The 12,236-nt window shown below is 67.0% G+C and carries 10 protein-coding genes; 6 read left to right on the plus strand and 4 right to left on the minus strand.

Annotation, left to right across the window (positions count from 1 at the left end; all coding sequences use genetic code 11):
- Nucleotides 1–45 precede the first annotated feature (45 nt).
- Both ACM14_RS21490 and ACM14_RS21495 read left to right on the plus strand, forming a co-directional pair.
- Nucleotides 46–720 (plus strand): response regulator transcription factor, encoded by a 675-nt coding sequence (locus ACM14_RS21490; RefSeq protein ID WP_012202808.1) that lies wholly within the window; start codon nt 46–48, stop codon nt 718–720.
- Nucleotides 721–814: 94 nt separating this feature from the next.
- Nucleotides 815–2,317: a sensor histidine kinase gene (locus ACM14_RS21495; RefSeq protein WP_065347270.1), complete on the plus strand. Its 1,503-nt coding sequence runs from the start codon at nt 815–817 to the stop codon at nt 2,315–2,317.
- On the opposite strand, the gene ACM14_RS21500 is transcribed toward ACM14_RS21495, so the two are convergent.
- A complete protein-coding gene (locus ACM14_RS21500; RefSeq protein ID WP_013804575.1) occupies nt 2,274–3,284 on the minus strand; it encodes a LysR substrate-binding domain-containing protein in 1,011 nt (336 codons plus the stop codon). The two genes, ACM14_RS21495 and ACM14_RS21500, sit on opposite strands and share 44 nt — an antisense overlap.
- A gap of 109 nt (nt 3,285–3,393) precedes the next feature.
- Here ACM14_RS21500 and ACM14_RS21505 point away from each other — a divergent pair, with 109 nt between their 5' ends.
- Both ACM14_RS21505 and ACM14_RS21510 read left to right on the plus strand, forming a co-directional pair.
- Entirely contained in the window at nt 3,394–4,362 is a 969-nt protein-coding gene (locus ACM14_RS21505) for a tripartite tricarboxylate transporter substrate binding protein (protein ID WP_012202811.1), read from the plus strand.
- A gap of 175 nt (nt 4,363–4,537) precedes the next feature.
- Complete coding sequence (locus tag ACM14_RS21510) at nt 4,538–5,470, plus strand: N-formylglutamate amidohydrolase (protein WP_065347271.1); 933 nt, start codon at nt 4,538–4,540, stop codon at nt 5,468–5,470.
- A 76-nt stretch (nt 5,471–5,546) separates the two neighbouring features.
- On the opposite strand, the gene ACM14_RS21515 is transcribed toward ACM14_RS21510, so the two are convergent.
- From ACM14_RS21515 to ACM14_RS21525, 3 genes are read right to left on the minus strand one after another with little or no spacing between them, the layout of a single operon-like run.
- The gene (locus ACM14_RS21515; protein ID WP_065347272.1) at nt 5,547–6,302 is read right to left on the minus strand and encodes a sporulation protein; all 756 of its coding nucleotides are present in this window, start codon (nt 6,300–6,302) and stop codon (nt 5,547–5,549) included.
- Nucleotides 6,303–6,337: 35 nt separating this feature from the next.
- Nucleotides 6,338–7,168 (minus strand): biotin--[acetyl-CoA-carboxylase] ligase, encoded by an 831-nt coding sequence (locus ACM14_RS21520; protein WP_012202814.1) that lies wholly within the window; start codon nt 7,166–7,168, stop codon nt 6,338–6,340.
- Nucleotides 7,165–7,827 carry an SET domain-containing protein gene (locus ACM14_RS21525; RefSeq protein ID WP_065347273.1) on the minus strand — a complete coding sequence of 221 codons (663 nt, stop codon included), beginning with the start codon at nt 7,825–7,827 and terminating at the stop codon, nt 7,165–7,167. The genes ACM14_RS21520 and ACM14_RS21525 overlap by 4 nt, the downstream gene beginning before the upstream one ends.
- Before the next feature lie 127 nt (nt 7,828–7,954).
- Here ACM14_RS21525 and ACM14_RS21530 point away from each other — a divergent pair, with 127 nt between their 5' ends.
- Nucleotides 7,955–10,882 carry a DNA topoisomerase III gene (locus ACM14_RS21530; RefSeq protein ID WP_065347274.1) on the plus strand — a complete coding sequence of 976 codons (2,928 nt, stop codon included), beginning with the start codon at nt 7,955–7,957 and terminating at the stop codon, nt 10,880–10,882.
- Nucleotides 10,883–11,085: 203 nt separating this feature from the next.
- Nucleotides 11,086–11,865, plus strand: a complete 780-nt coding sequence (locus ACM14_RS21535; RefSeq protein ID WP_013804569.1) for a tyrosine-protein phosphatase — start codon at nt 11,086–11,088, stop codon at nt 11,863–11,865.
- The last annotated feature ends 371 nt before the right edge of the window (nt 11,866–12,236 follow it).

A 12,236-nucleotide genomic window follows, 5' to 3' on the forward strand; every position in this document is an offset into this window, starting at 1 on the left:
CATTTCCAACATCCAGAGCGCGTCTGTATTTCAGGAGACAACCCCATGCGCATTCTGATTGCCGAAGACGACCAGGTCCTGGCCGATGGTCTGCTGCGCAGCCTGCGCGGCTCGGGCGCCGTGGTCAGCCATGTGGCCAACGGCAGCGAGGCCGATACCGCGCTGATGACCAGCAGCGAGTTCGACCTGCTCATCCTGGACCTGGGCCTGCCCAAGATGCACGGGCTCGAAGTGCTCAAGAAGCTGCGCGGCCGGGGCGATGCGCTGCCGGTGCTGATCCTCACGGCGGCCGACAGCGTGGAAGAGCGCGTGCAGGGGCTGGACTACGGCGCCGACGACTACATGGCCAAGCCGTTTGCGCTGTCCGAGCTGGAGGCGCGTGTGCGCGCGCTCACGCGGCGCGGCATGGGTGGCGCCAGCAGCACCATCAAGCATGGTCCCCTGGTCTACGACCAGGCCGGCCGCGTGGCCACCATCGACGGCAAGATGGTCGAGCTGTCGGCGCGCGAGCTGGGCCTGCTGGAAGTGCTGCTGCAGCGTGCGGGCCGGCTGGTCAGCAAGGATCAGTTGGTCGAGCGCCTGTGCGAATGGGGCGACGAGGTCAGCAACAACGCCATCGAGGTCTATATCCACCGCCTGCGCAAGAAGATAGAGCGCGGCCCCATCCGCATCGCCACCGTGCGCGGCCTGGGCTACTGCCTTGAGAAGATCGCTTCCTGAGGCCGCTGCCCTGGCTGTCAGGCCCGGGTTGGCTTGCCTGCGCATAGTGGCGGATGCCACGGGGCCGTGAACCCGTCGTGAGGGCTGCCCGCCGATGAAAATCTTCCAGCGTGAACAGCGCTCACTGTTCGGCGAGATCCTTGACTGGATGCTCACGCCGCTGCTGCTGCTGTGGCCCGTGAGCCTGGCGCTGACCTGGCTGGTGGCCCAGGGCCTTGCCAACAAGCCGTTCGATCGTGCGCTGGAGTACAACGCCCAGGCGCTGGCGCAGCTGGTGATGGTGCAGCAGGGCAAGGTGCTGTTCAACCTGCCGCAATCGGCCAGCGAAATCCTGCGCGCCGACGAGTCGGACACCGTGTATTTCCAGGTGCTGGGCGTCAAGGGCGAATACCTGGCCGGCGAGCGCGATCTGCCGCTGCCGCCCGAGTCCGACGATCCGCCATCCGGCGATCTATCGCCCGGCGGTGCACCGACCGGCGGGGCCGTGCAGCTGCGCGATGCGGAGTTTCGCGGCATTGACCTGCGCGTGGCTCATGTCTGGGTGCGCATGCCCCTGCCCGACGAGCCCCAGGCCCTGGTCCAGGTGGCCGAGACGCGCGAAAAGCGCAGCGTGCTGGCCACGGAAATCATCAAGGGCGTGATGCTGCCCCAGTTCGTCATCCTGCCCCTGGCCGCCTTGCTGGTGTGGCTGGCGCTGGCGCGCGGCATCAAGCCGCTGCACCGGCTGGAGGAGCGCATCCGCGCGCGCCGGCCCGAGGACCTCTCGCCCATCAACCACAAGGACGTGCCGCTGGAAGTCGTGCCGCTGGTGGACTCGGTCAACGACCTGCTGGGTCGGCTCGGTGATTCGCTGGCCACGCAAAAGCGCTTTCTGGCCGACGCGGCCCACCAGCTCAAGACACCGCTGGCCGGGCTGCGCATGCAGGCCGAACTGGCCCAGCGCGAGGGCGTGAGCACGGAGGAGTTGCGGCAGTCCCTGGCACAGATTGCGCGCTCCAGCATCCGTGCCACGCACACGGTGAACCAGTTGCTGGCGCTGGCGCGCGCCGAGAGCGCCGGCGTGGGCCGCGGCCTGGCCATGCAGCCCTGCAACCTGGTGCGCATCGTCACCGACGTGGTGCGCGACTGCCTGCCGCGCGCCATGGACAAGCATGTGGACCTGGGATACGACGGCGCCGAGTCATCGGCCACGGGCGTCTGGCTGCAGGGCAACGCCACGCTGCTGACGGAGCTGGTTCGCAACCTCGTGGACAACGCCATCAACTACACGCCTTCCAGCAGCAGCCGGCCCGGCATGGTCACGGTACGCGTGCTGGCCGATCCCTTCGGTCAGGTCCTGTTGCTGCAGGTGGAGGATTCTGGACCCGGCGTGCCCGAGGCCGAGCGTGAACTGGTATTCCAGCCGTTCTACCGCGTGCTGGGCTCGGAGGCCGATGGCTCGGGCCTGGGCCTGCCCATCGTGCTGGAGATCGCGCGCCAGCATGGCGCCCAGGTGGTGCTGGAAGATGCGCATCCTGGCCAGCAGCCGCCGGGTGCGCGCTTCAGCGTGCGCTTCACGGCGCTGCGCTCGCCGCCGTCGCCCAAGCCTGCGGCATAGGTGGCGGGGCTTCCCCGGCTGCCGCAGATTCCCCGGGAGCCACAGGCGCCACCGCGATCCGTCCCGGCGTCTGCGCGGCATGGTCCACCAGCCAGTTGCGGAAGATGCCCAGGGTGCCGTGGTTGGCGCGGTCGGCCGGATAGCACAGCCAGTAGCCCAGTGCGCTCTGGTAGCCGTGCTGGGGCAGGGGCTCGTTCACCAGGCCGGCCGCGATCTCGTCCTGCACCAGGCAGCGCGGCACCAGGGCGATGCCCATGCCGGCCATGACGGCGCGGATGATGGTCTGGAACTGGTCGAACTGCGGGCCCGCAAGGGGGCTGATGCCGTTGACGCCATGGGCCTCGCTCCAGCGTGCCCAGGCATCGGGAATGGTCACATGGCGCAGCCGGGTGCAGCGCGCCACGTCCTGGGGGGTGGTGATGCGTGCCTCGGGGCCCGCGCCGCGTGGCGGTGCGATCAGCGCCACCTGGCGGCCCACCAGGTAGTGGGCATGCGCGCCATTCCAGTGCCCGTCGCCAAACAAAATTGCGCAGTCCAGCCCCGGACTGTCAAATTGGTAGCTGTGTACGTAGGGTACAAAGTGCAGCGTGATCTGTGGATAGCGCTGCTGAAACTGGGGCAGCCTGGGGATCAGCCACTTGGCCGCGAAAGTCGGCAGCGATGACAGGTGCAGCGCGCCTCGGCTGTCATCGCTGGTGATGAGTTCGAGGGTGGCTGCCTCCAGCTGGCCCAGCAGGGCGCGCACTGCGCGCTCATAGCGCTCGCCCGCGGGTGTCAGCCTCAAGCGCTTGCGCTCGCGTTCGAACAGCGGCACGCCCACCCATTTCTCCAGCTCCTGGATCTGCTTGCTGACTGCGCTTTGCGTCAGGTGCAAGGCTTCGGCCGCGCGCGAGACGCCCCCGAAGCGCACCACGGTGGAGAAAGCGCGCAGCAGATGCGTGGGCGGGTTGAGGCGGCGCAAACTCATGACAGGGATATGATGAAAGTATTCCTGTTTGGAATATTAACAGGCACAGTATTTGCTTTTTTTGTGAGCAGATTTCTTTTAATCTGAACTTGTTTGTAAGAAAGATTCTATGCAACGACGTCATTTCCTTGCTTCCATCGCCGCTTCTTCTGTCGTTCCTGGAATGTCCTTCGCCCAGGACACCTCCCGTCCCCTGCGCATCGTCGTTCCGTTCCCTGCTGGTGGCTCCACCGACATGGTCCCGCGCAACATGCAGGACGTGCTGCCCAAGCTGCTGGGCGGCCAGGCCGTGGTGATTGAGAACAAGGCCGGCGCTGGCGGCTCCATCGGCATGGCCGAAGTGGCGCGTGCCACCGACGGCGTGACCTTCGGCATCGCCACGCTGTCCACGCACGGCGTGAACCCTGCCGTGTTCAAGAAGCTGCCCTACGACGCCATCAACGATTTCGTCGGCGTGACCGAGATCGTCAAGGCGCCTGGCGTGATCGTGATCAACCCCAAGCTGGTGCCCGCCAACAACTTCGCCGAGTTCGTGAAGTACCTGAAGGCCAACCCCGGCAAGGTCAGCTTCGCAACCCCCGGCAACGGCACCATCGGCCACATGTGGGGCGCCCAGTTCATGAAGAGCACGGGCACCGAGATGCAGCACATTCCCTACCGCGGTGCAGGCCCGGCCATCAACGACGTGCTCGGTGGCCAGGTTCCCGTGTACTTCGACCAGGTGGCTTCCTCGCTGCCCCACATCAAGGGCGGCAAGGTCAAGGCCCTGGCCGTGTCCTGGCATGAGCGCCTGGACGTGCTGCCCGACGTGCAGACCTACGCCGAAGCCGGCCATGCCGACCTGAATGATCCTTCGTGGTTCGGCCTGGTGGCCCCCAAGAGCACGCCGCCCGAGCAGATCGCCCGCGTGCAGAAGGCCATCGCGGCCGCGCTCAAGGACCCGGCCGTGCAAAAGCGCATGGCGGCCCAGGGCCTGTACATCTCCGGCACCAGCAGCGACGCTTTCACCAAGCAGATCGCCAGCGAAGTCGCCAAGATGAAGAAGATTGCCGCCACGGCCCAGATCCAGCTGGATTAAAGGCTCCCCCTGAGGCGCTTCGCGCCTTCCCCCTCTCTCGCTTCGCGGGAGGGGGACGACGCCCTCGCTGCGGGGCGGCCCTTGCTCGGCGTCCCTGGCCTGGGACGCGCCAGTTTCATGGCGGGCTGGCCGCAGCGCAGCGGTGCAATGCGTAACCGAGATAGACCACTTCCTCATGCATCCCGTCCTGCGACTGATCAGTCAGAACTTCCTGCAATCCCTGCCCGGCGCGGCAGGCTCCGGCGCGGCCGATGCCGCGCTGCCCATGGTCACCAGCGTTGCCGGCGCCAGTGCCGTGGTGCTGGACTCGCCGCACAGCGGCACGGTCTACCCGGCGGACTTCGGCTCCTGCCTGCCGCTGGCCACGCTGCGCCAGGCCGAGGACACGCATGTGGAGAAGATCTACGCCTTTGCGCCGGGCCTGGGCGTGAGCTGGGTGGAGGCGCATTTCCCGCGCATCTACCTGGATGCCAACCGCGACACCACCGAGATCGACACCACCATGATCGAGGGCGAGTGGCCGCTGCCCGTCACCACCGACCAGGTCGTGCTGCAGAAGGTGCGCCTGGGCAAGGGCCTGATCTGGAAGTTCACCGATGAGGGCGTGCCCATCTATGACCGCCAGCTGCCCGCCGCTGAACTGCTGCAGCGCATCGAGCGCTGCTGGAAGCCCTACCACGCCGCCGTGGAGCGCGCCATCGACGGCGCCCATGCGCGCCATGGCTACAGCATCCATATCAACTGCCACTCCATGCCTTCCGTCGCAGCCAGCCATGCCACGCTGCACCCGGGCCTGGTCCATGCCGACTTCGTCATCGGCGACCGCGACGGCAGCACGGCCAGCCCGGCGCTGTCCGAGCGCATCTGCGCCTTCCTGCGCGAGCGCGGCTACAGCGTGGACTACAACCATCCCTACAAGGGCGTGGAGCTGGTGCGCCGCTACGGCAAGCCCGCCGAGCACCGGCACAGCATCCAGATCGAGATCAACCGCAAGCTCTACATGAACGAGCAGACCCTGGATCTCGACCAGGCCGGCTACCTGCGCCTGACCACCGACCTGAAGGTGCTGGTGGAGCAACTGATGGCCACCGATCCGCGTACGCTCTGAAGCCCCTGCGAGTGAAATGCAAAAGGCCCGCGATCACAGGATCGCGGGCCTTTTTTCATCGTGCCCTTGGCGGGGCTCAGCAGGGCCTGAACGGCTTGCCCTCGAAGGCCTTGCCGCCCATGGACTCGACCTGGCTGCGCAGCGCGGGCGTGGCCTGGGGCAGGCGCAGCGTGTAGAGGGTGATGTCGGGGCGCTCCTGCACCACGCGGGCCGTGCGCACGCCCTGGCGCGCAACGTTGGTCAGCTCGCGCGTGGCCGCTTCCTCGGAGGAGAAGCGGCCCAGCGACAGGCCCGGCTCCAGTGCGCCGCCTGCGCGGTCGAAGTCGATCTTGCGTGCACGCAGTTCCGCGCGCTTGCGCTCCAGGAACTCGGCATCGGGGAATTTGCCCATGTAGACCATCCAGCGGCCCGGCTGGTGCGTGCTGCTCAGGTCCCACTGGTCGCTGGCGACCTGGGCGATGAGGCCGCGGCGCAGCGCCTCGGCATGGCGGTCTTCGATGCCCGTGGCCACCAGGCAGCTGGTGGGCTGGCCCGCGGCTTTCTCGGGGCGAGCCGGTGCGGCGGGTTCCTCGCCACTGGCAGGGGCCGCAGGTGCTGCGGGTGCCGCAGGAGCCGCAAGGGATGCAGGAGCCGTGGCCGGGGTGGCCGAGGAGGGGGCCGGCGCGTTGTCCACACTCAGCAGGCTCAGCGCCTCCGGGCGCACCTGCTGGCCCAGGCGCTCGGGCTCGGTCTGGGATGGCGGTGCCAGGCCCAGGGCCTGGAGCTGGCCGTGGTTCCAGAGGTAGTAGCCGGCATTGGCCAGCACCAGCAGCAGGAAGGCGATTCGCAGCATGTCGTTTCTTGGGCCCTAGTGATGAGTCACCCGCCCTAGCCTACAGCAGCCGGGCGCACGCTGATTTCCGAGCTGGTGATGGCCTGCAGGCCGCGCGCCGTGCGTACCAGCAGCGCGCCATCGGGGCCCACGCCCTCGGCCGTGCCGCTTTCGCCATCGCTGAGATTGACGGCGCGGCCACGCAGCAGGTCGCGCTGGGCAAAGCGCTCCACCAGCGGCGCAAAGCCCTGGGCGGCAAAGGTCTGGATGTCGGAGACCAGGCCCGGCAGCACACAGGCCAGGGCGGTGGGTGCGTCCAGGCGTTCGTCCAGCTCCAGCAGGCTGGCCGGGGGCGTGCGCATGCCGTCGCCGGGGCGGGGGCGCACATTCAGGCCGATGCCCACGACCACGTAGCGCGGCGTGCCGGGCTCATGCGCGGCGCTGCCGACAAAGCTGGCCGTCTCGATCAGGATGCCGCCGAGCTTGCGGTCGCCGTCGATCCACAGGTCGTTGGGCCATTTGAGGCCGATGCGCGGGCGCTGCGAGCCCGGGGCGGGCAATTGCGGCTGCAGGCTCTGCGCCACGCTCAGGCCCACGGCCAGCGACAGGCCGGACCAGTCGGCAGGCGCCAGCGGCATGCCCAGCGAGAAGGTCAGCGAATCGCCCACGCCGCTGGTCCACTGGCGGCCCAGCCGGCCCCGGCCGGCGGTCTGCACTTCGGTCACCAGCAGCACGGGTTCGTTGCGGCCATCGCGGGCACGCGCCATCAGCTCGGTATTGGTCGAGCCGATGCTGGGCACGATTTCCACGGAAAAGCCCGGCAGTTGCGGCTCGATGGCTTGCCACAGCGATTCCGCAGGCCAGTGAATGGGGGACGATGCCATCATGCGCCGGCCTTTGTGGAGGATGTGCGGGATTTTTTCCTTGGCTTTTGGGGGGCCTTTTCCAAGGGCTTTTCCAAAGGCTTTTCCGCTTTGACCTGCTGCTTTTTGGCCCGCTTTGTCTTTTCAGATTGTTCCGATGCCGGCTTTGCGCTGGCCGGCAATGCATCGCCGGGCATGGGCGGGCGCCAGCCGCGCTTGGGCGCCAGCAGCGTGCCGCGGCAGGTGGCCGCGCCGCACCAGCATGGATACTCGGCCTTCAGCTTCCTGGTGTAGGGTTCGTCGATGATCAGGCCGTAGTCGTAGCTCAGCTCCTCGCCGGCGGCGATGTTGCGCAGCGCGACGATGAAAATCCGGCCATCGCGCTCATCGGTGTAGCAATTGGGAGCGCAGCTGTGGTTGATCCAGCGCGAGGAGTTGCCGCCGTAGTTGGCGTCGATCACGCGGTCTTCGTCCACGTGGAAGTAGAAGGTATGGTTGGGCTGGCTGGGGTCGTGCGGATGCCGGTCCTGGGCTTCCTGCCAGCTGACGATTTCCCCTACGTACTCGACAAGGACCTCGCCTTCGGCAAGATCCTGCGCGGCGAAGACGCCCTTGCCATGGACACCCGAGCGGCGGGTCTGGATACGGCGGCCGCCGGAAGGGGCCAAAGCTGTGCGGGGCATGTTTTCTCTGATAACTTGAATAGGCACACATGCGCGTGCGCGTACACGTACGTACACGCGTGAGCCATGGATTGTAGAAGCGCAGGCTGCGACATGCAGGTCCTGTGGGGAATGACGAGTACACACAATGACAAAGACCCTGGTGATTGCTGAGAAGCCTTCGGTCGCGCAGGACATCGTCCGCGCGTTGACTCCGGTGGCGGGCAAATTCGACAAGCACGATGAATACTTCGAGAGCGAGCACTACGTCGTGACCAGCGCCGTGGGCCACCTGGTGGAAATCCAGGCGCCCGAGGAATTCGACGTCAAGCGCGGCAAATGGAGTTTTGCCAACCTGCCGGTGATTCCGCCGTATTTCGACCTCAAGCCCGTGGACAAGACCAAGAGCCGGCTCAATGCCGTGGTCAAGCTGGCCAAGCGCAAGGATGTCACCGAACTCATCAACGCCTGCGACGCGGGCCGCGAGGGTGAGCTGATCTTCCGCCTGATCGAGCAGTACGCCGCAGGCGCCAAGCCCGACGGCAAGGGCCTGGGCAAGCCGGTCAAGCGCCTGTGGCTGCAGTCCATGACGCCGCAGGCCATCCGCGACGGCTTCCAGAACCTGCGCAGTGACGCGCAGATGCTGGGCCTGGCCAGCGCAGCGCGCAGCCGCTCCGAGGCCGACTGGCTGGTGGGCATCAACGGCACGCGCGCCATGACGGCCTTCAATTCGCGCGATGGCGGCTTCTTCCTGACCACCGTGGGCCGCGTGCAGACGCCCACGCTGTCCCTGGTGGTGGAGCGCGAGGAAAAGATCCGCAAGTTCGTGAGCCGCGACTACTGGGAAGTGCATGCCGCCTTCGATGCGCAGGCCGGCCAGTACCTGGGCAAGTGGTTCGACACGCAATGGAAGAAGAGCGAAGACGCCGAAGCGCGCGCCGACCGCATCTGGAACCAGCGCGATGCCCAGGCCATTGCCGACGCCGTGCGCGGCAAGCCGGCCCAGGTCACCGAGGAGTCCAAGCCCACGTCCCAGGCCAGCCCGCTGCTGTTCGACCTGACCAGTTTGCAGCGCGAGGCCAACGGCAAGTTCGGCTTCTCGGCCAAGACCACGCTGTCGCTGGCGCAAAGCCTGTATGAGCGCCACAAGGCCCTGACCTACCCGCGTACCGACTCGCGTGCCCTGCCCGAGGACTACGTGCCCGTGGCGCACCAGACCTTCGCCATGCTGGCCGGCAGCGGCATGCGCCACCTGGCGCCCTTTGCCCAGCAGGCGCTGGACGAGAACTATGTGCGCCCGACCAAGCGCATCTTCGACAACAGCAAGGTGTCGGATCACTTTGCCATCATCCCGACCACGCAGGCGCCCAGCGGCCTGTCCGAGGCCGAGCAAAAGCTCTATGACCTCGTCGTGCGCCGCTTCATGGCCGTGTTCTTCCCCAGCGCCGAGCACCAGGTGACCACGCGCATCAGCAAGGTCGAGCAGCACAGCTTCAAGACCGAAGGCAAGATCCTGGTCAAGCCCGGTTGGCTGGCCATCTACGGCAAGGAGGCCGCCAACGAGGTCGAAGGCGGCAAGGACGGCGACAAGGGCCAGCCCCTGGTCGCGGTGCAGCCCGGCGAGCAGCCGCGCGCCGGCCAGGTCGATCCCAAGGGCCTCAAGACCAAGCCGCCCGCGCGCTACTCCGAAGCCACGCTGCTGGGCGCCATGGAAAGCGCCGGCAAGCAGGTCGAGGACGACGAGCTGCGCGAGGCCATGCAGGAAAAGGGCCTGGGCACGCCTGCCACGCGCGCGGCCATCATCGAAGGCCTGCTGACCGAAAAGTACATGCTGCGCGAAGGCCGCGAGCTGATTCCCACCGCCAAGGCCTTCCAGCTCATGACGCTGCTGCGCGGCCTGGGCGTGGAAGAACTCTCGCGCGCCGACCTCACCGGCGAATGGGAGTACAAGCTGGCCCAGATGGAAAAGGGCCAGCTCTCGCGCGATGCCTTCATGCAGCAGATCCAGTCCATGACGGAAAAGCTGGTCAAGAAGGCCAAGGAATACGACCGGGACACCGTGCCCGGCGACTACGCCACCCTGTCCACGCCTTGCCCCAACTGCGGCGGCGTGGTCAAGGAGAACTACCGCCGCTACGGCTGCACGGGCAGCGACGGACAGGGCGCGGGCTGTGGCTTCTCGTTCACCAAGTCGCCTGCAGGCCGCACCTTCGAGACGGCCGAGGCCGAACAACTGCTGCGCGACCGCCGCCTGGGCCCGCTGGACGGCTTTCGCTCCAAGGCCGGCTGGCCCTTCGTGGCCGAGGTCACCATCGTGCACGATGAGGAAGGCGGCAACTACAAGCTCGAGTTCGACTTCGGCGACGACGCCGCCTCCGAAGACACGGGCGAGCTGGTGGACTTTGCCAGCCAGCAATCGCTGGGCCCCTGCCCCAAGTGCGGCGCGCCGGTCTTCGAGCACGGCAGCAACTACGTCTGCGCCAAGGCCGTGCCCACGCTGGCCCAGGCCACGCCCAGCTGCGATTTCAAGAGCGGCCAGATCATCCTGCAGCAGCCCATAGAGCGCGAGCAGATGCAAAAGCTGCTGCAGACCGGCAAGACCGACCTGCTGGACAAGTTCGTCTCCAACCGCACGCGCCGCAGCTTCAAGGCCTTCCTGGTCTGGGATGGCGCGGCCGGCAAGGTGAACTTCGAGTTCGAGCAGCGCGACAGCAAGTACCCTCCGCGCAAGACGGCGGCCGCCAAGAGCGCGCCGGCCAAGAAGGCGCCTGCCAAGAAAGCCGCGGCCAAGACCACGGCAAAGACGGCCACCAAGACCGCCACCAAGACCGCGCGCAAGCCGGCTGCCGGCACGCTGCAGCCCAGCGCGGCCCTGGCCGCCGTCATCGGCGAAGGCACGGTGGCGCGTACCGAAGTGGTCAAGAAGCTGTGGGAATACGTCAAGGCCCAGAACCTGCAGGACCCCAAGGACAAGCGCGTCATCCGCGCCGACGACAAGCTGCGCCCCGTCTTCGGCAAGGACAGCGTGAACATGTTCGAGCTGGCTGGCATCGTGGGGAAACATCTCACCCCCTGAGGCGCTTACGCGCCTTCCCCCTCTTTACTCGCTCCGCGAGGGAGGGGGACGACACCCTCGGTGCGGGGCTGCCCTTCCTCGGTGTCCCTGGCTTTGGGGCGCGCCAGTTTTGAGGGCAGTGTTTGAGCTCTACACCAGCGGGTCGCCGGCCTGACATGGGGGCAACACATGCTTGGGCTAATCTAGCGGGCATGGATACCGAAATGCTCACCCCGGCAGCGGCTGCCGCCGCTGCTTCCTCCCTGGCGCCCTCGCGCTCCATCCGCCTGGACGGCGCCTCCAACTTCCGAGACCTCGGTGGCTACACGGGCCTGGATGGCCGGCGCGTGCGCTGGCGCACGCTGTTCCGTGCAGACCACCTGGCGGGCCTCAGCGCAGCGGACCTGGACGTGCTGCAGGGCCTGAAGCTCGCACGCAGCGCGGACTTCCGGGGCAAGATGGAAAGCGCCCACCTGGCCTACGAATGGCCGGGCATTGCCCGCCATGCGCTCATCGTCGAGCCCACCGTGGTGCAGCGCGCCAGCGCCCTGATTGCCGCAGGCAACGACCTCACGGCCGCCCATGCCGAGGAGCTGATGCAGGACACCTACCGCAGCTTCGTGCACGACTACGCGCCACGCTTTGCACAGCTGTTCCAACTGCTGCTGGACAGCCAGGACCCGCTGGTCTTCCACTGCACGGCCGGCAAGGACCGCACGGGCTGGGCCGCCGCCCTGCTGCTCACCGCGCTGGGCGTGGACGAGGACACCGTGATGCAGGACTACCTGCTGACCAACCAGCTCTACCAGCGCCCCGCCACCACCTTCGCTCCCATGCCGGCCGAGGTGATGGATGTGCTGTGGCGCGTGCAGGCGTCCTACCTGGCGGCGGCCACCGACATGGTGCGGGCCGACTTCGGTGGAATGCAGGGGTATCTGCGGGATGCGCTGGGCATCGACAGCGCTGCACGCGAGCGGCTGGCTGCGCTTTACCTGGAAGGTTGATTACCTTCGCTCACGGGGCGGCGGGTTGGCGCGGCTAACATGGGCTGTGCCGGTCGGTTGTGCCGGAGATGAAGGAGATTGCGATGAAGTACGGCATGCGTGGGCTGGCCGCGATGGTGCTGGTGGCCTTGAGTGTGGGGCTGGCTGGCTGTGCGGGCGGCGTGCCTGGGGATGTTTCGGGGAGCCAGGCGTCCAGTGGCAGTGGGGTGACGGTGTTTGGGACTGTGGATGCCAATGTGAGTCATACGCGGACTTCGCGGTGACTCTTTGTGCTTTGATTCTTTCGCTGGATTTGTCCCTGCCGGGTGGTTGTTTTTCGAGGCCGGGTTTCGGCCCGGCGGCCGACCTACTTTCTTATCGCGCGATAAGAA

The organism is Delftia sp. JD2, assembly GCF_001682645.1.
Lineage (GTDB): Bacteria > Pseudomonadota > Gammaproteobacteria > Burkholderiales > Burkholderiaceae_C > Comamonas > Comamonas acidovorans.

What these genes read in the sequence shown, in the direction of transcription:
- ACM14_RS21530 (WP_065347274.1), top strand. Translation starts at nt 7,955, where the DNA reads ATGACAAAGACCCTGGTGATTGCTGAGAAGCCTTCGGTCGCGCAGGAC.
- ACM14_RS21495 (WP_065347270.1), top strand. Translation starts at nt 815, where the DNA reads ATGAAAATCTTCCAGCGTGAACAGCGCTCACTGTTCGGCGAGATCCTT.
- ACM14_RS21510 (WP_065347271.1), top strand. Translation starts at nt 4,538, where the DNA reads ATGCATCCCGTCCTGCGACTGATCAGTCAGAACTTCCTGCAATCCCTG.
- ACM14_RS21515 (WP_065347272.1), bottom strand. Translation starts at nt 6,302, where the DNA reads ATGCTGCGAATCGCCTTCCTGCTGCTGGTGCTGGCCAATGCCGGCTAC.
- ACM14_RS21525 (WP_065347273.1), bottom strand. Translation starts at nt 7,827, where the DNA reads ATGCCCCGCACAGCTTTGGCCCCTTCCGGCGGCCGCCGTATCCAGACC.
- ACM14_RS21535 (WP_013804569.1), top strand. Translation starts at nt 11,086, where the DNA reads ATGCTCACCCCGGCAGCGGCTGCCGCCGCTGCTTCCTCCCTGGCGCCC.
- ACM14_RS21505 (WP_012202811.1), top strand. Translation starts at nt 3,394, where the DNA reads ATGCAACGACGTCATTTCCTTGCTTCCATCGCCGCTTCTTCTGTCGTT.
- ACM14_RS21500 (WP_013804575.1), bottom strand. Translation starts at nt 3,284, where the DNA reads ATGAGTTTGCGCCGCCTCAACCCGCCCACGCATCTGCTGCGCGCTTTC.
- ACM14_RS21490 (WP_012202808.1), top strand. Translation starts at nt 46, where the DNA reads ATGCGCATTCTGATTGCCGAAGACGACCAGGTCCTGGCCGATGGTCTG.
- ACM14_RS21520 (WP_012202814.1), bottom strand. Translation starts at nt 7,168, where the DNA reads ATGATGGCATCGTCCCCCATTCACTGGCCTGCGGAATCGCTGTGGCAA.